Source organism: Rhizobium sp. CG5 (assembly GCF_023701945.1).
Lineage (GTDB): Bacteria > Pseudomonadota > Alphaproteobacteria > Rhizobiales > Rhizobiaceae > Allorhizobium.
In genome coordinates, this window is the sequence record NZ_JABAEF010000004.1 from 229,745 (window position 1) to 253,497 (window position 23,753).

General features: G+C 61.6%; 25 protein-coding genes and 1 riboswitch. Of the genes, 17 read left to right on the forward strand and 8 right to left on the reverse strand.

The features are described from left to right. Positions 1-3 precede the first annotated feature (3 nt). The 6 genes from HGO38_RS09120 to deoA are packed head-to-tail and all read left to right on the forward strand — an operon-like array spanning position 4 to position 5,371. Positions 4-1,110, forward strand: a complete 1,107-nt coding sequence (locus tag HGO38_RS09120) for an ABC transporter permease (protein ID WP_250955569.1) — start codon at positions 4-6, stop codon at positions 1,108-1,110. Between the two features lie 10 nt (positions 1,111-1,120). Next, positions 1,121-2,092, forward strand: coding sequence for an ABC transporter permease (locus tag HGO38_RS09125; protein ID WP_250955570.1), 972 nt, complete (start codon positions 1,121-1,123; stop codon positions 2,090-2,092). A gap of 4 nt (positions 2,093-2,096) precedes the next feature. After that, positions 2,097-2,489 carry a cytidine deaminase gene (locus HGO38_RS09130; RefSeq protein WP_250955571.1) on the forward strand — a complete coding sequence of 131 codons (393 nt, stop codon included), beginning with the start codon at positions 2,097-2,099 and terminating at the stop codon, positions 2,487-2,489. Then, a complete protein-coding gene (locus HGO38_RS09135) occupies positions 2,486-3,295 on the forward strand; it encodes a purine-nucleoside phosphorylase (RefSeq protein ID WP_250955572.1) in 810 nt (269 codons plus the stop codon). Before HGO38_RS09130 ends, HGO38_RS09135 begins: the two co-directional genes overlap by 4 nt. Next, a complete protein-coding gene (gene deoC, locus HGO38_RS09140) occupies positions 3,288-4,061 on the forward strand; it encodes a deoxyribose-phosphate aldolase (protein ID WP_250955573.1) in 774 nt (257 codons plus the stop codon). Before HGO38_RS09135 ends, deoC begins: the two co-directional genes overlap by 8 nt. A gap of 2 nt (positions 4,062-4,063) precedes the next feature. Beyond that, positions 4,064-5,371 (forward strand): thymidine phosphorylase, encoded by a 1,308-nt coding sequence (deoA, locus tag HGO38_RS09145; RefSeq protein WP_250955574.1) that lies wholly within the window; start codon positions 4,064-4,066, stop codon positions 5,369-5,371. A 6-nt stretch (positions 5,372-5,377) separates the two neighbouring features. Here deoA and HGO38_RS09150 read toward each other — a convergent pair whose 3' ends face one another. The 7 genes from HGO38_RS09150 to HGO38_RS09180 form a co-directional block, all read right to left on the reverse strand. Next, entirely contained in the window at positions 5,378-5,911 is a 534-nt protein-coding gene (locus HGO38_RS09150) for a TIGR02281 family clan AA aspartic protease (RefSeq protein WP_250955575.1), read from the reverse strand. Between the two features lie 219 nt (positions 5,912-6,130). After that, positions 6,131-6,760, reverse strand: coding sequence for a uracil phosphoribosyltransferase (upp, locus tag HGO38_RS09155; RefSeq protein ID WP_250955576.1), 630 nt, complete (start codon positions 6,758-6,760; stop codon positions 6,131-6,133). A 110-nt stretch (positions 6,761-6,870) separates the two neighbouring features. Next, the gene (locus HGO38_RS09160) at positions 6,871-7,839 is read right to left on the reverse strand and encodes an adenosine deaminase (protein WP_250955577.1); all 969 of its coding nucleotides are present in this window, start codon (positions 7,837-7,839) and stop codon (positions 6,871-6,873) included. Beyond that, complete coding sequence (locus HGO38_RS09165; protein ID WP_250955578.1) at positions 7,836-9,056, reverse strand: phosphopentomutase; 1,221 nt, start codon at positions 9,054-9,056, stop codon at positions 7,836-7,838. Before HGO38_RS09165 ends, HGO38_RS09160 begins: the two co-directional genes overlap by 4 nt. 132 nt (positions 9,057-9,188) lie before the next feature. Then, positions 9,189-9,764, reverse strand: coding sequence for a TadE/TadG family type IV pilus assembly protein (locus HGO38_RS09170; protein WP_250955687.1), 576 nt, complete (start codon positions 9,762-9,764; stop codon positions 9,189-9,191). A gap of 53 nt (positions 9,765-9,817) precedes the next feature. Continuing rightward, complete coding sequence (locus HGO38_RS09175; RefSeq protein WP_250955579.1) at positions 9,818-10,441, reverse strand: TadE/TadG family type IV pilus assembly protein; 624 nt, start codon at positions 10,439-10,441, stop codon at positions 9,818-9,820. A gap of 148 nt (positions 10,442-10,589) precedes the next feature. After that, entirely contained in the window at positions 10,590-11,012 is a 423-nt protein-coding gene (locus tag HGO38_RS09180) for a pilus assembly protein N-terminal domain-containing protein (protein ID WP_250955688.1), read from the reverse strand. 414 nt (positions 11,013-11,426) lie between these two features. On the opposite strand from HGO38_RS09180, the gene HGO38_RS09185 reads away from it, so the two are divergent. The 10 genes from HGO38_RS09185 to HGO38_RS09230 all read left to right on the forward strand — a co-directional run bounded on the left by HGO38_RS09185 (position 11,427) and on the right by HGO38_RS09230 (position 21,312). Further along, positions 11,427-11,597 (forward strand): Flp family type IVb pilin, encoded by a 171-nt coding sequence (locus HGO38_RS09185; RefSeq protein ID WP_250955580.1) that lies wholly within the window; start codon positions 11,427-11,429, stop codon positions 11,595-11,597. A gap of 199 nt (positions 11,598-11,796) precedes the next feature. Continuing rightward, positions 11,797-12,303, forward strand: coding sequence for an A24 family peptidase (locus HGO38_RS09190; protein ID WP_250955581.1), 507 nt, complete (start codon positions 11,797-11,799; stop codon positions 12,301-12,303). 122 nt (positions 12,304-12,425) lie between these two features. Further along, positions 12,426-13,235, forward strand: a complete 810-nt coding sequence (cpaB, locus tag HGO38_RS09195) for a Flp pilus assembly protein CpaB (RefSeq protein WP_250955582.1) — start codon at positions 12,426-12,428, stop codon at positions 13,233-13,235. Continuing rightward, positions 13,232-14,800, forward strand: coding sequence for a type II and III secretion system protein family protein (locus HGO38_RS09200; protein WP_250955583.1), 1,569 nt, complete (start codon positions 13,232-13,234; stop codon positions 14,798-14,800). Before cpaB ends, HGO38_RS09200 begins: the two co-directional genes overlap by 4 nt. Before the next feature lie 62 nt (positions 14,801-14,862). Continuing rightward, positions 14,863-15,552: a CpaD family pilus assembly protein gene (locus HGO38_RS09205; RefSeq protein ID WP_250955584.1), complete on the forward strand. Its 690-nt coding sequence runs from the start codon at positions 14,863-14,865 to the stop codon at positions 15,550-15,552. A 48-nt stretch (positions 15,553-15,600) separates the two neighbouring features. Beyond that, a complete protein-coding gene (locus HGO38_RS09210) occupies positions 15,601-16,890 on the forward strand; it encodes a CpaE/TadZ family protein (protein ID WP_250955585.1) in 1,290 nt (429 codons plus the stop codon). A 31-nt stretch (positions 16,891-16,921) separates the two neighbouring features. Further along, the gene (locus HGO38_RS09215; RefSeq protein ID WP_250955586.1) at positions 16,922-18,409 is read left to right on the forward strand and encodes a TadA family conjugal transfer-associated ATPase; all 1,488 of its coding nucleotides are present in this window, start codon (positions 16,922-16,924) and stop codon (positions 18,407-18,409) included. Between the two features lie 5 nt (positions 18,410-18,414). Then, positions 18,415-19,428 (forward strand): type II secretion system F family protein, encoded by a 1,014-nt coding sequence (locus HGO38_RS09220; protein WP_250955587.1) that lies wholly within the window; start codon positions 18,415-18,417, stop codon positions 19,426-19,428. A 15-nt stretch (positions 19,429-19,443) separates the two neighbouring features. Next, positions 19,444-20,430, forward strand: coding sequence for a type II secretion system F family protein (locus HGO38_RS09225; protein ID WP_250955588.1), 987 nt, complete (start codon positions 19,444-19,446; stop codon positions 20,428-20,430). Positions 20,431-20,564: 134 nt separating this feature from the next. Further along, positions 20,565-20,646: riboswitch (ZMP/ZTP riboswitch) on the forward strand. A gap of 24 nt (positions 20,647-20,670) precedes the next feature. Beyond that, positions 20,671-21,312, forward strand: coding sequence for a LysE family translocator (locus HGO38_RS09230; RefSeq protein WP_250955589.1), 642 nt, complete (start codon positions 20,671-20,673; stop codon positions 21,310-21,312). Between the two features lie 39 nt (positions 21,313-21,351). On the opposite strand, the gene HGO38_RS09235 is transcribed toward HGO38_RS09230, so the two are convergent. Next, on the reverse strand, positions 21,352-22,182 hold the full coding sequence (locus HGO38_RS09235) for a tetratricopeptide repeat protein (protein ID WP_250955590.1): 831 nt from the start codon (positions 22,180-22,182) through the stop codon (positions 21,352-21,354). A gap of 143 nt (positions 22,183-22,325) precedes the next feature. Here HGO38_RS09235 and HGO38_RS09240 point away from each other — a divergent pair, with 143 nt between their 5' ends. Next, the gene (locus HGO38_RS09240) at positions 22,326-23,714 is read left to right on the forward strand and encodes a leucyl aminopeptidase family protein (RefSeq protein ID WP_250955591.1); all 1,389 of its coding nucleotides are present in this window, start codon (positions 22,326-22,328) and stop codon (positions 23,712-23,714) included. The last annotated feature ends 39 nt before the right edge of the window (positions 23,715-23,753 follow it).

Here is a 23,753-nt window from a genome sequence, read left to right on the forward strand (position 1 = left end):
TTGATGAGCACCGCTTCCGTACCGCTTCCAAACTGGATCAATTACGCACTCCTGCCGGTCATCAACCTCATCCTGGCCTTCCTCGTCTCCGGCCTGGTGGTCTGGATCATCGGTGAGAGCCCCTATGAGGCACTCAAGCTGATGCTGCAGGGTGCACTCGGCCGCGGCGAGGGCGTTGGATTCACCCTTTATTACGCCACCAACTTCATCTTCACCGGCCTGTCGGTGGCGGTCGCCATCCATGCCGGCCTGTTTAATATCGGCTCGGAAGGCCAGGCCTATATCGGCGGCCTGGGCGCGGCCCTGGTGGCGCTGGCGCTCGACCATTACGTACCCTGGTATGTGACCATGCCCTTCGCGGTGATCGGTGCGGCGCTGTTCGGCGCTGCCTGGGCGCTGATCCCGGCCTGGCTGCAGGCCAAGCGCGGCAGCCATATCGTCATCACCACCATCATGTTCAATTTCATCGGCGCCGCGCTGATGGTCTATCTTCTCGTCAACGTGCTGATCGTGCCCGGCAAGATGGCGCCGGAAACCCGGACCTTCCTGCCCGGCGGCCAATTGCCGAAGCTCGACTGGCTGATGGCGATGTTCGGCATGAAGCTCGGGCCGGCACCGTTCAACGTCTCCTTCCTGATCGCGCTGGTCATGTGCGTCGTCATCTGGTTCCTGATCTGGCGCACCAAGTTCGGCTATGAAATGCGCACCATGGGCGTCAGCCGCTCGGCTGCGGCCTATGCCGGCATTCCCTATGTCCGCACCGTCATCGTCACCATGCTGATCTCCGGCGGCCTTGCCGGCATGATGGCGCTCAACTCCGTGATGGGCGCCTCGGCGCGCCTGCAGGTGGAATTCGTCGGCGGTGCCGGCTTCGTCGGCATTGCGGTCTCGCTGATGGGTCGCAACCATCCGATCGGCATCATCCTCGCCGCCATCCTGTTTGGCATTCTCTACCAGGGCGGCGCCGAGCTCTCCTTCGACATGCCGAATATCACCCGCGACATGATCGTCGTCATCCAGGGTCTGGTCATCCTGTTTGCCGGCGCGCTCGAATACATGTTCCGCCCGGCCATCGTCCGGGTCTACCAGCAATTCGTCGGAAAGGCGTGAGGGCAGGACCATGGACAATTTCGATATCTTCATCAGCATCCTCGGCTCCACCATCCGCCTGTCGATCCCGCTGATCTTCACCGCTCTGGCCGGTCTATTCTCCGAGCGGGCCGGCATTTTCGACATCGGCCTGGAAGGCAAGATGCTGGCCGCCGCCTTCGCCTCGGCGGTTGCCGCCTATATGACGGGCTCCGCCTTCATCGGCCTTGCCACCGGCATCGGCGTGTCGATCGCCCTGTCGCTGGTGCATGGTTTTGCCTCGATCACCAATCGCGGCAACCAGATCGTCTCGGGCGTCGCCATCAATTTCGTCGCCGCCGGGCTCACCATCGTTCTGGGGCAGGCCTGGTTCCGCCAGGGCGGCCGCACACCGCAATTGCCGCCCGAAGGCCGCTTTTCGCCGATCACCCTGCCGGGCGTCGAGATGATGCGCGACGTGCCGATCATCGGCCCGCTGTATGCCAATGTCATCTCCGGCAACAATCTCCTGACCTATCTGGCCTTCCTCGCTGTGCCCCTGTCCTGGTGGGTGCTGTACCGCACGCGTTTCGGCCTTCGCCTGCGCGCCGTCGGCGAGAACCCGGGCGCCGTCGACACGGCCGGCATATCGGTCGTCTGGCTGCGCTATCGCGCCGTCATCGTCGCCGGCTTCCTCTGCGGCTTTTCCGGCACCTATCTGGCGATCGCCCAGTCGGCCGCCTTCATCAACAACATGTCGGCCGGCAAGGGCTATATCGCGCTCGCCGCGCTGATCTTCGCCAAATGGAAGCCGGTGCCGGTGATGCTCGCCTGCCTGTTGTTCGGCTTCCTCGATGCGCTGGCCAACTTCATGCAGGGCAAGTCCGTGCCGCTGATCGGCGAAGTGCCGGTGCAGATCTTCCAGGCTTTGCCCTATGTGCTGACCTGCATCCTGCTGGCCGGTTTCATCGGTGCCGCCAACCCGCCGAAGGCCGGCGGTGTCCCCTATGTCAAGGAGCGCTGAACTGATGTCGCAGGACCTTTTCGAGGCCGCCCGGGATGCCATGGCCTTTGCCCATGCGCCCTATTCGAAATTCCCGGTAGGGGCTGCCATCCGTGCCGATGACGGAAAGATCTATACCGGCGCCAATATCGAGAACCTGTCCTTCCCTCAGGGGTGGTGTGCGGAGCCGACCGCGATCGGCTGCATGGTCATGGGCGGTGCCAAGAAGATCGTCGAGATGGCGGTGATTGCCGAGAAATTGGCGCTCTGCCCGCCCTGCGGCGGCTGCCGGCAGAAGATCGCCGAATTCGCCGCCGCCGATACCCGCATCTATCTCTGCGACGAGACGGGCGTCAAAAAGACCCTGACCATGGAAGAGCTCCTGCCCTTGAGCTTCAAGACGGACCTGCTCGGATGAGGGATGTGATCGACCTACTGGTGGACAGGCTGAATGGCCTGATGCCGCGTCACGCCGTGGTGCTGGGCTCTGGTCTCGGATCGCTCGTCGAGGAGGTCGCAGATCCGGTTCGTATCCCCTACGAGCAATTGCCGGGTTTCCCGGTCAGCGGCGTCTCCGGCCATGCCGGCGAACTGGTGGCCGGAACGATCGGTGGCGTTCCGGTGATCATGTTGTCCGGCCGCGTTCATTACTATGAAAAGGGCGATGCCAATGCCATGCGCCTGCCGATCGAGGTGCTGAAGGGCCTTGGCGTGCAGTCGCTGATCCTCACCAATTCGGCCGGTTCGCTGCGCGAGGATCTGCCGCCGGGCTCTGTCATGCAGATTGCCGACCACATCAATTTTTCAGGCTTTAATCCGCTGATCGGCGAGGAGAGCGACAATCGCTTCGTCGGCATGACCAGCGCCTATGACGCGGATCTGTCGGCATCCATGCGCAAGGCCGCAGCGATCGCCGGGATTCCGCTGGCCTCCGGCGTCTATATGTGGTTCTCCGGGCCGAGCTTTGAAACGCCGGCGGAGATCCGCATGGCGCGCATTCTGGGCGCCGATGCGGTCGGCATGTCGACAGTGCCGGAAGTCATCCTCGCACGTTTTTTCGGCCTCCGGGTTGCCGCAGCCTCAGTTATCACCAATTATGGGGCTGGAATGACGGGCGCCGAACTTAGCCACACCGAAACCAAGGACATGGCCCCGATTGGCGGAAAAAGACTTGCCGCGATCCTGAAAACGATGATCTCGGGCGGAGGACAACACCTTGGATAACCACGAATTGCGCGAGACCGCGTCTGTCGCGCTGTCGCTTCTCGACCTCACCAATCTGAAGGATGACTGCACGCCGGCCGCCATCGAGCAACTCTGCGCCCGTGCCAGAACGCCGTTCGGTCACACGGCGGCCGTCTGCATCTGGCCCCGTTTTGTGGCCCAGGCCCGCGGCATTCTTGGCAGCGATTCCCTGGTCCGCATCGCGACGGTCGTCAATTTTCCCTCCGGCGAACTCGAATTGGCAACGGTCGTCGACGAGACGGAACGTGCCGTGGCCGATGGTGCCGACGAGATCGATCTGGTCATCCCCTATCGGGCGCTGATGGCCGGCGACGAGGCGGCGGTCACATCGATGGTGACGGCGGTGCGCCAGGTCTGCCCGGCACCGGTCCTGCTGAAGACCATTCTGGAAACCGGTGAGTTGAAGGATAGCACACTGATGCGCCGCGCCTCGGAACTCGCCATTGCCGCCGGTGCCGATTTCATCAAGACCTCGACCGGCAAGGTTGCCGTCAATGCGACGCTTGAGGCGACGGACATCATGCTGCGGGCGATCCGCGACAGCCGCCGCAATGTTGGCTTCAAGCCGGCCGGCGGCATTTCGAGCGTTGCCGATGCCGCCCTCTATCTTCGGCTCGCCGATACCATCATGGGCGAGGACTGGGTCATGCCCTCCACCTTCCGCTTCGGGGCCTCCGGGCTGCTCGATGATATTCTCTCGATCCTCAGCGGCGGTCCGTCCGTCGCAAAGGCCACAGGATATTGATGATGATCCCCCAGGAAATAATCCGGCGGAAACGCGACGGCGCCGTGTTGAGCGCCACAGAGATTGCCGCGTTTATTGGTGGAATGAAAAGCGAGACCCTGTCTGAAGGACAGATCGCCGCTTTCGCCATGGCCGTGTTCTTCCGCGGCATGAGCCGCGAGGAAACCGTGGCGCTGACCGTGGCCATGCGCGATTCCGGCACCGTGCTGTCCTGGTCCGATATTGCCCGGCCGATCGCCGACAAGCATTCGACCGGCGGCGTCGGCGACAATGTATCGTTGATGCTGGCGCCGATCGCCGCGGCCTGCGGGCTGGCCGTGCCGATGATATCAGGCCGCGGCCTTGGCCACACCGGCGGCACGCTCGACAAGCTGCAGTCGATCCCCGGCTACGACGTCATGCCGGACAATGCCACCTTCCATCGGACTGTCGAGCAGGTCGGCTGCGCCATCATCGGTCAGACGGGGGACCTGGCCCCGGCCGATCGCCAGCTCTATGCCATCCGTGATGTGACCGCGACGGTGGAATCTGTGCCGCTGATCACCGCCTCCATCCTGTCGAAAAAGCTGGCCGCCGGCCTGCAGACACTGGTGCTCGACGTCAAGGTCGGCAACGGGGCCTTCATGACCAGTCTGGAGGAGGCCGAAACGCTGGCTCGCTCGCTCGTTGAGGTGGCCAACGGCGCCGGCATGAAGACCTCGGCCGTGCTGACGGACATGAACCAGCCGCTGGCCGATGCTGCAGGCAATGCGCTGGAAGTGATCAACTGCGTGGATTTTCTGGCTGGGCGCAAGGCTGGAACGCGGCTTGAAGCGGTAACCCTGGCGCTCGGCGCCGAGATGCTGGTCAATGCCGGTGTCGTGGCCGACCGGAATCTGGCCGAAGCCCGCTGCCGTGAGGCGCTGTCGTCGGGTCGCGCCGCCGAAATTTTCGGACGCATGGTGCACAGTCTCGGCGGCCCGATCGATTTCATCGAGGACCCCGCCCATTACCTTGACAGCCCACCGGTGGAGATCCCCGTGCTGGCCGCCCGCGACGGCTGGCTTTCGGCCTGCAGCACCCGCGCGATCGGCATGGCGGTGGTGGATCTGGGCGGTGGTCGTCGCCGGCCGACGGACAGCATAGACCATCGCGTCGGCTTCAGCCGGCTGTTGCCCCTGGGAACCGAGGTGTCGAAGGGAGATCTGATTGGCTTGGTGCATGCCGTCGATCCGGACAGCGGCGAACGCGCCGCGCAGACCCTGACGGCGAGCTACCAGATCGGCCAGCAACAGCCGCCGGTGTCGGACGTCATTCTCAAGCGCATATGACTGAGGTCAGCGGTTAAGCCGCAGCGCGTCGTTCTCGACGGAATAGCTGCCGATCTGCTTCAGGAAGCTCATGCCGATCAGCGTTGTCGACAGCGCCTTGTCGCGCAGCACCATGGCATCGACCTCATCGACCCTGATGCCACCGATTTCGACGCGCCGCAGCGTCACATGGGCGGCTTCCGTCTTTCCATTGGCCGTGTTGACGGCATATTTGAAGTCCAGTGCGGTGGCGCCGTAGCCGAGCCGTCGCGCGGTCGTCTCGTTAAGCGCCACCAGCGAGGCGCCGGTATCGATCATGCCCTCGACGGCTTTGCCATTGATCCGGAAATCGCCGCGATAATGCCCCTGTCGATCGGCGTCGAGCACCACGCTGCCGCCGGAAGGCGTGCTGACCAGAACCGTCTGATCGGACGACCCGCCGGCCGCACCACCTGTGCCATCGGACCCGCCCCTGCCGCTTTCCATCATATCGAAGACGGAGGGAACCTGCAGGGCAACGACGCTGACGACGGCCAGGATGACAAGACTGCGCATCAGCATGGTGTCGACACTCCCTCGCTTAAGGTTCGGTAAGATCCGATCCTGTCGCCGACAGTTTCAAAATACCGCTAACGGGGCAAACAAAACGGCCCGCAGTGGTGGAATTGCGGGCCGTTTCATGAAGGTTTGGTTAAGGAAGCCGGAGCGTTTTGCGCCCAATTTGAGTGCTTCACACCGTCTGCCCTTACACAGCGGATCCGGGCGCGAGCCGCTTCGGGATTATTTTGTGCCGTACATCCGGTCGCCGGCGTCGCCGAGACCGGGCACGATATAGCCCTTCTCGTTCAAATGGCTGTCGATCGAGGCTGTATAGACCGGAACGTCGGGATGGGCCTCGCAGAAGTTCTTCAGACCTTCGGGGGCCGCCAGCAGGCAGAGGAAGCGGATATTGTGGGCGCCGCGTTCCTTCAGCTTGTCGATGGCAGCAATCGACGAATTGCCGGTCGCCAGCATCGGGTCGACGACGATGATAAGGCGTTCGGCGACGTCTTCGGGAGCCTTGAAGTAATATTCGACCGGCTGCAGCGTCTCGTGGTCGCGGTACACGCCGATATGCGAGACGCGGGCCGAAGGAACCAGTTCCAGCATGCCTTCCAGCAGGCCGTTGCCGGCCCGCAGGATGGAGGCGAATACCAGCTTCTTGCCTTCGAGAACCGGCGCCTGCATTTCCATCAGCGGTGTCTCGATGGTCTCCATGGTCAGTTCGAGATCGCGGGTGATTTCATAGCAGAGTAAAGTCGAAATTTCCCGCAGCAGGCGCCGGAAACTTGCCGTCGAGGTTTCCTTGCGGCGCATGATGGTCAGCTTGTGCTGAACGAGGGGGTGGTCGATGACTGTGACGCCGTCCATGAGAAAGCCTTCCGTTAAATCTCTGAGTTGACTCTGTTTATTCACTGCAGCGCATAGGCTCGCAAGAACCCGGCCGCTTTATTCTCATGCCATCCCCAGCCTCGGCCCCTTCACAGCCTGGAGAGCAGGGATTGTCGCGTCGGTTCGTCCACGAACGCCGCTTCTATGGCGGTCCGCGTCATGGCGTTGATCTCTGCATCGGAAAAGCCCATCTCCTGCGAGGCGATGCTGTATTCGTTGGCAAGCGAGGTGTGAAAGAAAGGCGGATCGTCGGAACTGATCGTCACGCGGACGCCGGCATCGACAAAGGCCCGAAGCGGATGGCTCTGGTAATTCGCAAACACCTTGAGAGCGATGTTGGAACCGGGGCAGACCTCCAGCACCGTGCCGAGATCGGCCAGCCGCTTGACCAGGTCGGCATCCTCGATGGCCCGCACACCGTGGCCGATGCGCGACGGTCTGACCAGGTCCAGCGCGTCCGCCACGCTGAAGGCGCCGCAGAGTTCGCCGGCATGAATGGTGATGCCAAGGCCCGCCTCCCGCACGATGTCGAAGGCGCGGGCATAGTCGGCGACGCGGCCCATGCGCTCCTCGCCGGCCATGTTGAAGCCGGTGACCAGCGGATGATCGAGTTTCGCGGTATAGTCCGCCCGGCGAATGACATTCTCCGGTCCCAGATGCCGCTCGCCGATAATCACCATGCGGCATTCGATGCCAGTCTTGTCACGGGCCGAAAGGATACCGCTGGCCAATCCGGCGATATAGTCCTCGGCCGGCAATCCGACGGCCTCGCCGTGATCGGGCGAAATGAACAGCTCGCTATAGATCGTGTTGGCCGCCGCCAGTTCCAGAAGATAGGCCTCGGCAAGAGCAGCGTAGTCCTCAGCCGTGCGAAACACCGAGGCCACGGCATCATAGCAGGCTATGAAACTGGTAAAATCCTCCCAGACATAGGCGCCGTCGCGGATGAACGTCGACGTATCGACGCCGTAGATCTCCGCCTGCCGCAAGGTCAGTGCCGGCGGCGCCGCACCCTCGACATGGCAATGCAACTCGGCTTTCTTCAGATGGGCCGTCAAAGGAAACTCCTGCCGTGCGGACCGGGCTCGATGCCCAGATGGGCTGCAACCGTGGCGCCGATATCGGCATAGGTGTCGCGAACGCCGATCGACCGCGAGCGGATGCCCGGACCGAAGGCGATGATCGGCACGCGTTCGCGGGTGTGTTCGGTGCCGCGCCAGGTCGGATCACAGCCATGGTCGGCTGTCAGGATGACCATGTCGCCCGGCTTCAGTTTGCGGTGAACTTCCGGAAGCCGCAGGTCGAAAGCCTCAAGAGCTGCCGCATATCCGGGCACGTCGCGTCGGTGGCCGAACAGCATGTCGAAATCGACGAAATTGGTGAAGACCAGGTCGCCGTCCTGCGCCTCTTCCATGGTTTTCAGCGTGGCATCCATCAGCGCCATGTTGCCATTGGCCTTGATCACGCGGGAGATGCCCTGATGGGCGAAGATGTCGCCGATCTTGCCGACCGCATGCACCTTTCGGCCGGCCCCGGTCAGCCGGTCGAGCAGCGTCGGTTCAGGGGGTAGAACGGAAAAGTCGCGGCGGTTGCCGGTGCGCTCGAATGTGGCCGGTGTCTCGCCGAGGAACGGACGGGCGATGACCCGGCCGATATTCAGCGGATCGACGAGCTTGCGGGCGATCTGACAGAGCGCGATCAGCCGCTCTAACCCAAAATGGCGCTCATGGGCGGCGATCTGGAAGACCGAATCCGAAGATGTGTAGCAGATCGGCTTGCCGGTGCGGATATGCTCTTCGCCAAGCCGGGCCATGATGTCGGTTCCAGAGGCATGGCAATTGCCCAGAATGCCGGGCAGGGAGGCCTGTTCGCAGATCGCCTCGATGAGGTCGGCCGGAAAGGCCTCCTCTTCGTTGGAGAAATACCCCCAGTCGAACATCACAGGCGTGCCGGCGATTTCCCAATGGCCGGACGGCGTGTCCTTGCCGTGGGATATCTCGCTGGCCGCGCCATGCAGGCCGAAAATGCGCTCCGGCACCGGCATGCCGGCCGGAAAATCGCCGCTGGCCATCTTGGCAATATGCACAAGACCGAGTGCCGACATGTTGGGCAGATGTAAGGGGCCGGCTCGCAGGCCCGCCCGGTCGGCAGCGCCCGCCGCGCAGAATTCCGCGATATGGCCGAAGGTATTCGACCCGTCATCGCCATATTGCGGCGCGTCGGAAGCGCCGCCGACGCCAAAGGAATCCAGTACGAAGAGAAATGCACGTGCCATTGTTCACCTGGAAGGCGAGGCCGGCGGCTGATCCGCGGGCCGGGTTCATCATCCGCCTTCAGGCGCATGAATATCCCGTCAGGTCGGGGTTGGCAAATTGCCCGGTGGCGGCGTCAGCTTTCTTGGCAGGTTTCAGCAGTCGCTGCAGTCAATGGTCTCGCCGGTGCGCTGCTGGAAGAAATATTCGCGTTCTATGGTGATCGAGCGAGTCTCCTTGGCGGCAGCACCGGGCAGATACATCACCAGCGTATGCGGAACGCTTAGCTCGGCACGGACCATGAACACGTCGGCTGTCACCATGTCGGACGGAACGCTGACTGTGGTGCCGGCCACGTAGGGTGTCGTACCGTCGGCGGCCCAGGACCAGGCAACCGTTGGGTTTGCCGAGCTATCGACGGCGATGCCGGTGATCTTCAGGTCGATCGTCTCGCCATCGGCAGCCGTGTCATAAGGGGTAAAGATCGCGGCGGCGACGTCGGGCATTGTGGCGAGAAAGGTCGTGGTCACGGAACTCTGCTGCGCCACCAGATCGGCGATCGTCCCGGTCGCCCGGGTGGCGCGCTTGGCAACGCTGAAGCCCAGCGTCAGTTCGAACGCGCAGATGTAGACCACCAGCAGCAGCGGCACGATCAGGGCGAATTCCACCCCGCCGATCCCGTCGCGATTGTCCTTCAGCCGTTTGAGGAGAGCGTAGCCGGCAGCGGCCAGCGATTTAACACGGTCGCTTGGTGTGCGAAGAGTTTGCTTCTCTGCGGATATCGTCACGGATAGTCCTCGTTCTGAAATGCAGAGGTTGCCACGATCAGATAGCCGGTATTCTCCGATTCGCCGGGCAAGCGAATATTGGTGATATAGGGGCGGACGAGGTCGGTGATGACCGTCCAGTGGTAATAGGCGCGAAGCATATTGATGCTTTCGGCGCCACCTGGCGAATAGTCGAAGGTCGAAACGTCAAGCACATCGGACACCACGGGAATGTCGCTGGGAATAAGAGCAAAGGTCGTGAATTCGCGGACATCGAGATAGAGCTTGGTTGGCGTTGCAATCTCTTCCGCGCTGCAGGTGATCATGATCGAGATCTCGTCGCAGAAGGCTTCCCGGAATTCCGTCTCGGACAGATCGGTCGTTTTCCCGAGCCCCACCGTAACGGTGCCGGTCCGAAGCTGCCGGGCCATGGTATCTGCCGCGTTCGCCACAAGCTGCTCGGCTGCAAAGGCGGCAAACGTCTCGAGAATGGCGAACACGATCAGGAAATAGGGCAGGGACAGGATTGCGAATTCGATCGCGGCAGCGCCGTCCCTGGATCTCAGCAAGGCCGCCCAGGCGCCGCGCCGGGAGCCTGGTTTGCGCGCGTCGTTTTTCGTATCGTCATGATATGAAGTCATCGCATTAGGCCGATTTCGTCGAATTTGGCCAATGCTAGGTGCCAAGTGTTTATTTTCCGTTTCAACGGACAGGCGCAATTTACCGGAATGAAACTGTCAATCTCCGTGCTAAGCAGGCCTCAGCACCGATCGTTTCGGCATGGGCCTGTTATTCCGAAGTGGATGCAGCCGTGGATGTGGTGCTGCCGGTATCGGAATGCTGTTCGCAATTCGGCGTGCAGGACAAAACGGTGCGTTGGGTCTGCTTGAACACGCGCACGGAATTTCCCTCGTCGATGGAAACAAGAATGCGTTCGTCGACAATCGCATTGCCTTCGCTGTCCAGCAGAACCAGGTTCGTCGTCCCGAAACTGCGGCCGGTGAGCACGATCGTCTTGGAATCGGCGACCGTCGCATCGGCGACTTTCGAGTTGCCCACGATCACCTTGCTGACCGGGCGGTCGAGTTTGAGGACGCGTGCGTGATCCATATAGACGCGCAACAGGTCGTCCTCGGCCCGCACAGGCGCGCTAAAAGCTACCGTGGCAATGATGACGCCGAGGGATAAGTGTGCGAAGCCGCCGCGAGACAACATCAGGTCAGCCTTTTGAAGCGTATGTCTGTGCTTAATACTGAGGTGAGGATGATGGGGATTGGTGAATGAACCGTTAAGCGCCGCCAAAATCGCAGGCCGCAGACCGATGGGAGAGCGTTCAAGGTGGTTGTCAGGGCCCCAGAATCTGTCGGCCCCTCGATCAGGGATCTCTACAAGATATTGAATGCAAAGCAAAAAATGATTGGAGTACTGCCGGCAACCGGCAATGGCTCGCTTCTTAATGACCCCCTTTGCAAGCCATTTACCAAAAGCTTCAGCAGTGTGCTCTTAACAGCTTGGTAACTCTTTTTCTTAAGCCGATGGCAATGGGCGTTCGGTAATTTGCAGTCATCCGATCAACGGAAACAGTTGACGGCGGTGCTGAACAACATTGTGGAGTAGGAGAGTAACATGACCAAGATTTTCGCACGTTTCATGAAGGACGAGTCTGGTGCAACTGCAATCGAGTACGGCCTGATCGCCGCCCTGATTTCCGTCGCCCTCATCACCGGCGCTTCGACGCTCGGCAACTCGCTGAACAACCAGTTCGCTGACCTGGCCGACAAGCTGGACGACAACTGATACAGTCCCTGCCGATTTGCTCGGCATCGGCAATCCAAGACCGCTCTCATCAAGGGGGCGGTCTTTATCGTTCTGCAATGCGTAAAAGCGTGCGGGTTGCAAGCATCTTCGCGATGAAGCTGAGACGACAGCCTCGACGATTTGCAATTCCTTAAGCGAAACCCACTAGAGTCGGCGGGTCTTGGTCGGGAGCTTAGCCATGGTAGAAGCCATCATTTTCTTGATTTTCCCGCTCTGCCTGACATTGGCGGCCTTTACTGACTTTCTCGAAATGACGATCCCAAATCGGATCCCTGTGGTGCTTCTGAGCGCTTTCGCCCTTGCCGCGCCCCTGGCCGGCCTCGGGCTTGCCGATATCGGACTTCACCTTCTCGCCGGTCTGGCTGTTTTCGCGGTGTGCTTCACGCTATTTGCCTTCAATGTCATGGGCGGCGGCGACGCCAAACTGTTGACCGCGGCGGCCGTCTGGTTCGGCCTCAACCTATCTTTGGTGTCGTTCCTGACCCATGTCGCCTATATCGGCGGGGCTTTGACCCTGTTGATCCTGCTGTTGCGAGCCCGTTCCAACACGATGATGGCCATCGGCCTGCCGCTGCCGGGTTCGATCCTGGAGGCGAAGAAGATCCCATACGGCATCGCCATCGGTATCGCGGGCCTTCTGACCTATCCCCAATCGCCCCTGGTCCTGTGGGCCATGCAACTTTGATCCAGATCGCGGCGTGGTAAGCTTACATTAACCAAAATTGTAAGCGCCTTATTAACTATAATTATACCAATTCCTGATCATTCTGCGCGCAGAGGACCCGTTGTCTCTCGCAAGGACAGATCATGAAACCCGCTCGTATCATCATTCTCGCAGTAGCCATCGTGGCGGCAGGACTTGCCGGTCTGCTGGCCATGCGCCTGACTGGCACGACATCGGTGATTGTGCAGCAGGCCGATGCGGTGATCAAGAAAGAGCCGACGATCAACGTGCTGGTGGCGGCTGCCAATCTGCCAGTCGGATCGCGCCTGAATGATAAATCCATGCGCTGGATGCCTTGGCCGGAGGGAAGCCTTGTCGAAGGCTTCATTACAGAAAACACCCGACCGGACGCAGTCAAGGAACTGAGTGGCGTCGTCGTGCGCCTGCCGCTGTTCGAAGGCGAACCGCTACGCCGCGAGAAGATCGCCGACTCCTCAAGCCGCATCATGTCGTCGCTCCTGCCATCCGGCAAGCGCGCGGTCGCCACCGAGATCTCGGTTGCCACAGGCGCCGGCGGTTTCATCCTGCCCAACGATCGCGTCGATGTCATCATGGTGCGCAAGGGCGACGACAATAATTTTCTGACCGAGCAGGTGCTGTCCAATGTCCGTGTCCTGGCTGTCGACCAGCAGATCCAGGAAAAGGATGACGGTTCAAAGACCGTTGTCGGGACGACAGCGACACTCGAGCTCACGCCGGATCAGGCCAAGGTCATCACGGTTGCCCAGCAGATGGCCGAGCGCCTGTCGCTGACGCTGCGCTCGGTTGCCGATGCGCAGGAGGAAGACACGACGGCCGCCGATTACCTGCTGAGCGGTGGATCGGGCGCGCCGATGATCCAGGTGATCAAATCCGGCGAGATCGTGAAGAATTCGGGAGCTGAGCAACAATGAGCGGGCGGACACAGATGAGCGGCCATGGCCGGAAAATTCGCGCGTCGGTGGCCGGAACCCTGGCGTTCAGCCTGGCGTTCTGCGGTCTGCCCGGCGAGCGGTTTCAAACCTTCACAGGCATTCGCTCGGCGAATGCCGAATCGCAGGCCGTCATCCGGATCAACCAGTCGGGTCCCGGTGCGCGCCGCACCGTCAAGCTCGGTCTCAACAAGGCCTTGGTGATCGATCTTCCGGAGGACGCCCACGACATCCTGGTCGCCGATCCGGAAATGGCCGATGCCGTGACCCGGACGTCGCGCCGCATCTACCTTTTCGGCAAGACGGTCGGCCAGACCAATATTTTCATCTTCGGAGCGGACGGCAGCGAAATTGTCAGCCTCGACATTCAGATCGAGCGGGACATTGCAGGTCTGGAAGCCAATCTGGGCCGCTTTCTGCCTGAGTCGGACATCAAGGTCGAGATCATTTCCGACAACATCGTGCTGACCGGAACCGTCCGCACGCCGCAGGATGCCACCCGCGCCGAAAGTCTTGCAAACGCCTTCCTGCAGGGCGGTGAGGCAACAACCCGTAACGAGACGGCATCCGGCAGCGACGGCAGCGACGTGGCAATCTTCGCCGAAGATCGTCAGACGTCGCAGATCGTCAATCTGCTGACCATCCAAGGCGAAGACCAGGTGACGCTGAAGGTCACCGTGGCCGAGGTCAGCCGCCAGGTTCTGAAGCAATTGGGCGTCAGTGCCAGCGCCTCCGATGGCACGAGCGGCATTAGTTACGCCAATCCGTCGAACCTCGGCAATTCCGTCGATGTCGGTGGAACCGCGACGATCTCGAAAACCATCGGAAATTTCGGAATCAGCGCCTATGTCAACGCCATGGAGCAGGCAGGCGTCATGAAGACCCTTGCCGAACCAAGCCTGACGGCCATTTCGGGCGAACAGGCGAAGTTCTATGTCGGCGGCGAGTACAGGCTGGCTGCCGAACAGGAGGTCACTATCGACGACGAGACCGGCGAGAAAACCGTGTCCAGAAGCATAGATAGCGTGGATTATGGGATCGAGCTCAACTTCCGGCCCGTCGTGCTCTCGGAGGGTCGTATCAGCCTGCAGATCGAAACGAACGTCTCTGAGCCAACCTATGAAGGATCGGTGGTCACCGGCAACTCCTCATCGGATGTCCCCGGCTCGACCTATTTGTCGATCCGCAAGCGCGAAGCCTCGACAACCGTCGAATTGCCGTCCGGCGGCTCCATCGTCATCGCCGGCCTGGTCCAGGACAATATTCGCCAGGCCATGTCGGGTCTGCCGGGTCTGTCGAAGATTCCGATCCTCGGGACCCTGTTCCGCAGCAAGGATTTCGTCCGCAACGAGACCGAACTGGTCATCATCGCCACGCCGTATCTGGTCCGTCCTGTCGCGCGCAACAAGCTGGCCCGTCCGGACGACAATTTTAATCCGGAAAACGATGCCGCGATGTACTTCCTCAACCGCGTCAACAAGGTCTATGGCCGCAAGGAAGCGGTAGCCGGCGAGTATCACGGCGCCGTCGGGTTTATCTACAAATGAGCCGGGGCACGAAGATGAATACTCATAAAATCGCGCCCGATCCGGCAGAAGGTCATCGTTCCATGCGTGTCACAAAAGCGACGTTCCGCACATCGAACCTCAGGCAGGCCTTTCTGGCCGGCGCGGCGCTTGCGGCCGTCGCTGTTCTGTCCGGCTGCGGAACCAAGGACCGCATGTCGACCAACTCGATCCCGGACGATTATCGCACCCGCCATCCCATCGTGCTGACCGAAGTCGAGCATACGCTGGATATTCCCCTGGCAGCCGGCGACCGCAAGCTGACAACCGGCACGCGCGACGCGATAGCCGGCTTTGCGCAGGATTATGTCGCCAGTTCCTCCGGCAATGTGCAGATCATGGTGCCGCATGGCTCCGCCAATGCCGGTGCCGCGACCCATATAAGCGGCGAAATCAGGACACTGCTGGCCGGCAAGGGTGTCTCTGCCGCCCGGATCGTCGAAACCGGCTATGCCGCGGGCGCCACCGGCGACGCGGCTCCCGTACGTCTGAGCTATGTGGCGACGACCGCCGTGACCAGCCAGTGCGGCGAGTGGCCGGAGGATATCGCCAATGACACGATGATGAACCGCAACTGGCACAACTTCGGCTGTGCCAGCCAGAACAATCTCGCCGCCCAGATTGCCAACCCGATGGATCTCGTGGCGCCCCGTGGCATGACCCCGATCGATGCAACGCGACGGTCAACTGTAATCGGGCTCTATCGCGAAGGCACCGATACATCAACGGACTAGGTTGATTCACTCGGGCTTGTTCGGGAATTTTGACGTCAGGATGGAACCATGAGTGCGATCGAATACGACATAGAGACCGGGGCCAGCCAGGGCGGTCGTGCGGAAGAGCCGGTGAAAACCGGCGATCTCGACAGCCTGCGCCCGCTTCCGCGTATTTCCGTTCATGCCTTCTGTGTCTCCGAATCGGTGCACCGCGTCATGGAGCAGTGCGCCCATGACCGCCGGATGGCAAAAGTCAGTCTCAGGATCACCACCGGCAGCACCGCGGCCGCCGCCAATATGTTTTCCTCGGCACCGACACCCAATCTGATCATCCTCGAAACCGATTGCGAACCGGCAGGCCTGCTGCAGGAACTCGCGCCGCTTGCCGAAGTCTGCGATCCGACGACACGCGTCATCGTGCTTGGCCGCTACAACGACATCCCTCTCTATCGCGACCTGATCCGCAGCGGCATTTCCGAATATATGGTCGCGCCGGTGTCCATGGCGGATGTCATGGCGGCCGTTTCGACGATCTTCGTCGATCCGGATGCAGAGCCGCTGGGCCGCAGCATCGCCTTCATCGGCGCCAAGGGCGGCGTCGGCTCGTCCACCATCGCCCACAATTGCGCGTTTGGTATCTCCAGCCTGTTTGCCTCCGAAACCATTCTCGCCGATCTCGACCTGCCCTATGGCACGGCGAATATCGATTTCGACCAGGACCCGGCCACCGGCATTGCCGAAGCGGTGTTTGCGCCGGAACGTCTGGACGAGGTCTTTCTGGATCGCCTGCTGACGACCTGCTCCCAGCACCTGTCGCTTCTGGCAGCCCCATCCCTGCTCGACCGTGCCTATGATTTCGATCGTGGCGCCTTCCAGCCGGTGCTCGACGTGCTGCAGCGCAGCGCGCCGGTCACGGTGCTCGACGTGCCTCATCTATGGTCGGACTGGACGAGGGCGGTGCTGTCGGATGCCGACGAAGTGGTCATCACCTGCGTTCCAGATCTGGCCAATCTGCGAAATGCCAAGAACCTGGTGGATGCGTTGAAGAAGCTGCGGCCGAACGACAAGGCCCCCCACTTCATTCTCAATCAGGTCGGCATGCCCAAGCGTCCGGAAATCGCCCCGGCTGATTTCTTCGAGCCGTTGGAAATCGAGCCGATCGCCATCATTCCATTCGATACCCAGCTGTTCGGCAACGCCGCCAACAGCGGCCGCATGATCTCCGAAATCGACGCGAAATCACCGACCGCCGAGACCTTTGCCCAGATCGCGCACATCGTGACCGGCCGGGCGGCGGCCAAGAAGGCCAAGAAAAGCGGACTTGGAAAGATGCTCGGGCTTTTGAGCAAGAAATAGACCAGAGGGTCTTAAGACAAAGTGGATTGTTATGTTCGGTAAACGTGGAAGTGATGGTTTCGGCAAAGCGGGTGGTGGGACAGCGGTCCCGCCGACCCTGTCGGCGCCTGTTGCTCCCGCCCCTCAAAGAACGGAAAGTGTCTCCGAGATCGTTCGCGAGGAGGGAGCGGCGCGCCAGCAGATGCAGCCGCCATCCATGCAGACGCCGGCCCGCAAACGTCAGGCCCGTACCCAGGAGTATTACGATACCAAGAGCCAGGTGTTTTCGGCGCTGATCGACACCATCGACCTGTCGCAGCTCGCCAAGCTCGACGGGGAAAGCGCCCGCGAAGAAATCCGTGATATCGTCAACGACATCATCACGATCAAGAACTTCGCCATGTCGATCTCCGAGCAGGAGGAACTGCTCGAAGACATCTGCAACGACGTTCTCGGCTACGGACCTCTCGAGCCGCTTCTGGCCCGCGACGATATCTCCGACATCATGGTCAACGGCTCCGGACAGACCTTCATCGAAGTCGCCGGCAAGACGATTGAATCCGATATCCGCTTTCGCGACAACAGCCAGCTTCTCTCCATTTGCCAACGCATCGTCAGCCAGGTCGGCCGTCGCGTCGATGAATCGAGCCCGATCTGCGACGCGCGTCTGCCGGATGGTTCTCGTGTCAACGTTATCGCGCCGCCGCTTGCTATCGATGGCCCGGCGCTGACGATTCGTAAGTTCAAGAAGGACAAGCTCAATCTCGACCAGCTGGTGAAATTCGGGGCGATCACGCCGGAAGGCGCCGATGTCCTGCAGATCATCGGGCGCGTTCGCTGCAACGTGGTTATTTCCGGCGGTACCGGCTCCGGCAAGACCACGCTGCTCAACTGCCTGACCCGCTATATCGATGGCGACGAACGCATCATTACCTGCGAAGACACCGCCGAACTGCAGCTGCAGCAGCCCCATGTGGTGCGGCTCGAAACCCGTCCGCCGAATATCGAAGGCGAAGGCGAGATCACCATGCGCGATCTCGTCAAGAACTGCCTGCGTATGCGCCCCGAACGCATCATCGTCGGCGAAGTGCGCGGACCGGAAGTCTTCGACCTGCTGCAGGCGATGAACACCGGCCACGATGGCTCGATGGGTACGATCCATGCCAACACGCCGCGCGAATGCCTGAGCCGCATGGAATCGATGATCGCCATGGGTGGGTTTACCCTGCCGGCCAAGACCGTGCGCGAAATCATCTCCGGCTCCGTCGACGTCATCATCCAGGCCGCCCGCCTGCGCGATGGCTCGCGCCGCATCACCCATATCACCGAGGTGATCGGCATGGAGGGTGATGTGATCGTCACCCAGGATCTGATGCGCTACGAAATGGAAGGCGAAGACATGAACGGCAAGATCATCGGCCGGCATATGTCGACAGGCATCGGCAAGCCGCATTTCTGGGATCGCGCCCGCTACTACAACGAAGAGCGGCGGCTGGCGGCGGCGCTTGACGCCATGGAACTCAAATCCAGCGGAGTATGACGGCGATGTTCGGAATGGACCCGATTGTCTTGGCCATCGTCGCCCTTGTCGCGATTGCAGCGGGCGCCGTTGCCTATGGTGTCCAGTTTTCCAGTATAGAAGCCGACAAGAAGACCTCGGCCCGCCTGAACCGGGTCAAAGCCGCCGAGACCGACCTCAACAAGGTCAAGGCGGCGCGCGATCGGGTTCAGGAACTGTCCAAGCGCCGCAAGTCGGTGCAGGACACCCTGAAGGACATGGAGCGCAAACAGGCCGAAAAGACCAAGACGGCGGCGACGCTCAGCCTGAAGTCGCGCCTCGTGCAGGCCGGGCTCTCCATCTCGGCGGCCAAGTTCTATGTGTTCAGCGCGATCTTCGGCGTTTTGGTCTTCGTCGGATCCTTCATCGGCGGATTGCCACTTCTTGCCACGGTCGGGCTCGCCTTTGTCGCCGCGGCCGGCCTGCCGCGCTGGCTGGTCGGTTTTCTCATCAAGCGCCGCCAGAATAAGTTCCTGTCGGAATTTCCCAACGCCCTTGATGTCATGGTCCGGTCGATCAAGTCGGGCCTGCCCCTCAACGATGCTTTGCGCCTGATCGCAGTGGATGGCCAGGAGCCGGTCAAAGGTGAATTTCGCCGCGTCGTGGAATCCCAGCAGGTGGGTTTGAGCGTGCCCGAGGCCTGCACCCGCATGATGATCACCATGCCGCTGCAGGAGGTCAACTTCTTCTCGATCGTCATTGCCATCCAGTCCCAGGCCGGCGGCAACCTCTCCGAGGCCCTGTCCAATCTGTCCCGCGTCCTGCGCGAGCGCAAGAAAATGAAGGCCAAGGTCAGCGCCCTGTCGATGGAGGCCAAGGCTTCGGCGGCCATCATTGGTTCCTTGCCTTTCGTGGTGACGCTTCTCGTCTATCTGACCTCGCCCTCCTACATCATGATCCTGTTCACCGACTCGCGCGGTCATATGATCCTCGGCGCATCGCTGGTCTGGATGAGCATCGGTATTCTGGTGATGCGCAACATGATCAACTTCGACATCTGAGGAAGCGACAAAGCCATGTCCCAGGAACTTGCATCCCGGCTGACCGATCCCAGCATGATCCTGGCGGTTCTTGTGGCCATCGCCGTGTTTGCGACGCTCTACACTTTCGCCATCCCCTATTTCGAGCGAGGCGACCTCAACAAACGCATGAAAGCCGTTTCGACCGAGCGGGACCTGATCCGCGCGCGGGAGCGGGCTCGCATGAACGCTGACAGTTCCAACAGCAAGACCTCGCTGCGGGCCAACAACAACCGATCGGTCCGCCAGATCGTCGAGCGCTTCAACCTGCGCAAGGCGTTGGTGGATGATGGCACCATGGACAAGCTGCGGGCTGCCGGTTTCCGGACCCAGAACGCCCTGAACATCTTCCTGGTGGCCCGCTTCCTTCTGCCGTTCCTGTGCCTGGCGGGGGCCGTGGTCTGGATCTTCGTCCTCGGCAATCTTGCCGAAAAACCATTCGGCATTCGCATCCTGGCCGCCGTCGTTGCCGCCTATATCGGCTTCTACATGCCGAATATCTACATTTCGAACCGCATGGCCAAGCGTCAGCTGTCGATCAAGCGGGCCTGGCCCGACGCGCTCGACCTGATGCTGATCTGCGTCGAATCCGGTATTTCCATCGAGGCCGCCATGCGCCGGGTGGCCGAGGAAATCGCCAGCCAGTCGGCGGAACTGGCCGAGGAAATGGTGCTGACGACCGCCGAGCTCTCCTTCCTGCAGGACCGCCGTACGGCGCTTGAAAATCTCGGAACCCGCACCCAGCTCGAAGGGGTGAAGAGCGTCACGCAGGCGCTCATCCAGGCCGAGCGCTACGGCACGCCGGTCGCCCAGGCGCTGCGCGTTCTGGCCCAGGAAGGCCGCGACGAGCGCATGAACGAGGCCGAGAAGAAGGCGGCCGCCCTGCCGCCGAAGCTGACCGTGCCGATGATCCTGTTCTTCCTGCCCGTCCTGGTGGCCGTCATCCTCGGACCGGCCGGCATCCAGGTTTCCGACCGCTTCTAAAGCATGCTGCCCGACAGTGGGCGCCGGTTTCGGCATGACGACATGCGACAAAACAAAAAGACAAAGCGCGATGAGCGAATCTGAAAGATCGCGAAACGCTACAGCTTCAATCTGGCCAGGAATCGTTTTAAGCTCATCGCCCGCGTGACTGGCGAATGAGATGGACGACCATCGGGAAGCGCGGGCAAGCAAATGCCGCTCGCCTGGGCTGTCAACGCCAAATCCGACCGGAGGTCCTGCATGTCGTCGTCGATTGTCATCCTGGGAATTCTGACAGCCATATTGATCGGGGCGATGAGCCCCGGCCCGAGCTTCGTACTCGTCTCCCACACAGCCCTTGGGCGGTCACGCGCCGCTGGCCTTGCCGCGGCTCTCGGCATGGGCGCCGGCGGCGCGATCTTTGCAGCCCTTGCCCTGGCGGGCCTGGGCGCGCTGTTAGCGCGGGTCGAGTGGCTTCATCTGATACTGAAGCTCCTGGGCGGCCTCTATCTCCTCTATCTCGCCAGCCGTTTGTGGCGGGGAGCGGCCGACCCGCTGCCGGTGGACATGCCGGAGCAGGGCCGTGAGCCCTCCCTGTTGCGCAGCTTCCTGCTCGGCTTGACGACCCAGCTCGGCAATCCGAAGACCGCCGTGGTCTATGCCAGCATTTTCGTGGCGTTCCTGCCGGCCGATCCGGATCTGTCGGTGCTGGCGATCCTTCCGCCAGCCGTGTTCGTCGTGGAAGCGGGATGGTATGCGCTGGTGGCGCTGGTCTTTTCAGCAAGCCTGGCCCGCACGGTCTATGGCAAGGCGAAAGCCTGGATCGATCGTGCTGCCGCGCTGGTGATGGCCGGGCTTGGCGCAAGGCTGATCCTGGAAAGTGTGCGTGTCCGGCTGGCCTGAGCCAGGCGCGCTCCCGCAGGGCGCCGGCGGTCCGGGCCTTCAGTTGGTGTTCTTGGTATCCGTGTCCTTGGCTGCCAGCTGCTTCCAGGAGTTCTGCTGGGCCAGCATGGAGCGCAGGTAGGCGACATTGGCGTCCGCCTGTTGCGGTGCAAGCTCCCGGCGGGCGATCTGTTCGGCTTCCGGGAAGCGTCCCTGCAGACCAACCACGAGCGCCAGGTTCTGGCGGACCCGGCTGTCGGCTGCCGGCTGTTCGGAGGCCGTGCGCAGATAGGTTTCAGCGGTCCTGAGGTCGCCTGACAGCACATAGGACATGCCGAGATTGGACAGGACCGAAGGATCGTTCGGTTGTAGGTCGAGCGCCATACGGTAGCGGTTTCTGGCGTCTGCGGAGCGGCCAAGCTGGTCGAGCACCGCACCCTCGGCGGAAAAGAGGCGCCAGTCCGGCCGGTCCGGTGTCTGGGCGCGGCCGATGGTGCCGAGTGCCTGTTCCAGCTGACCGGCGGCGGCCTGCGCCTTGCCATAGGCGGCCAGCACTTCCCGGTCGGAGGGATGGGCGATCGCCACCTGTTGCATGACGGCCAGAGACTGGGCCTGGCGGCCGGTCATTTGCAGGATATTGGCATAGGCAAGGCCGGTGCTGCGATCCTTCGGATTGGCCTCGTAGGCCTTTCCGAGACTGGCTGAAGCACTGGCAAGCTGGGTGGCGTTCATCTGGTCGTAAGCGCGACTCATGTTCGGCACCGAGCCGGTCTTGATATTGTCGTGATTGCGGGTCGACGCGCAGCCGGTAACGGACAGGGCGACCAGTGTCGTGCACAGGCAAGTTAGCAGATTGCGTCTGTAACGAGGTGAGGTTTCCCGAGCGGCCATGCAGATCATCCTGGTTCCGGTTCATGGCCGCGGAAAAAATAGGGGTCGAAGGACGCGGCGCAATCTCCACTCAAGCAATAATCTGTTAACCCTAACGGAGTGTTAATACCCGCGTTCGCAGCGCAATTCCGGGAAGGCAGGACATGGTCCCCTATCAATATATCGAACGACAGACCCCATTCACCACCAAGGCCGGAAAAACGCTTCCGATTTTCGCGGTCACCCCGGCCCATGTCGAGACCGGATCGATCGATCCGATCGCGCTGGACTGGGCCAAGAAGGCCGGATTTCGGGCCGAAGCCGGCACGGTTCTGCTGATTCCGACGGACGACGGCCACCTGGGCGGCGCCTTGCTGGGGCTTGGCACCAATCCGTCCGAAAATCCCTTCATCACCGGCAAGCTGGCGAGAGCACTGCCGGCCGGCGATTGGCACATAGAGACCGCCCCGCTGACCGCCAATCGCCTGCTTCTCGGCTACGGTCTCGGAAGCTACAGTTTCGACCGCTACCGGTCGGAGCGGCCGACCGCGCCGAAACTGATGATCCCCCAGGATGCCGATGCGGCCGATATCAAGCGTCAGCTCGCCGGCGTCTTCCTGGCGCGCGACCTGATCAATACGCCGACCAATGACATGGGACCGGCCGAACTCGAAGCGGCATTCCGCGCGTTGGCGACCCACTACAAGGCGGAGGTCTCGGTCATCACCGGCGACGATCTGCTCGAGCAGAACTTTCCGCTCGTCCACACCGTCGGCCGCGCCAGCGCCCAGGCACCGCGCCTGCTCGACATGCGCTGGGGCAAGAAGGGCCATAAGAAGATCACCCTGGTCGGCAAGGGCGTGTGCTTCGATACCGGCGGCCTCGATATCAAGCCGAGTGCTGGCATGCTGCTGATGAAGAAGGACATGGGGGGCGCTGCCAACGTGCTGGGTCTGGCCCTGATGATCATGGATGCCAAGCTGAAGGTGGACCTGCGGGTCATCGTTCCGGCGGTCGAGAATTCCATTGCCGGCAACGCCTTCCGCCCCGGCGATGTCTATCGCAGCCGCAAGGGCCTGACCGTGCAGATCGACAATACCGATGCGGAAGGCCGCCTGATCCTGGCCGATGCGCTGAGCTATGCCGATGAGGATCAGCCAGACCTGCTGATCGACATGGCGACCCTGACCGGTGCAGCCCGCGTCGCACTTGGACCCGATCTGCCGCCCTTCTTCACCAATGACGATCATTTCGCGCTCGATCTGGCCGAAGCGAGCCTGGAGGTGGACGATCCGCTTTGGCGCCTGCCGCTCCACATGGGCTACGACAGGCTGATCCGCTCGCAGATTGCCGATCTGACCAATGCCCCCGCCGGCGGCATGGCGGGCGCCATCACTGCCGCCCTGTTCCTCAAGCGCTTCGTGATGAAGACGCCGACCTGGGCGCATTTCGACATCTACGGTTGGGCGTCCGCCGAGCGTCCGCACAGCCAGATCGGCGGCGAGGCGCAAGGCATCCGCGCGCTCTATCGCCATATCCGCGGCATCCTCTAGCCTTGCAAAGCGGGTGGCGTTGGCCGTAAATGAAACGGC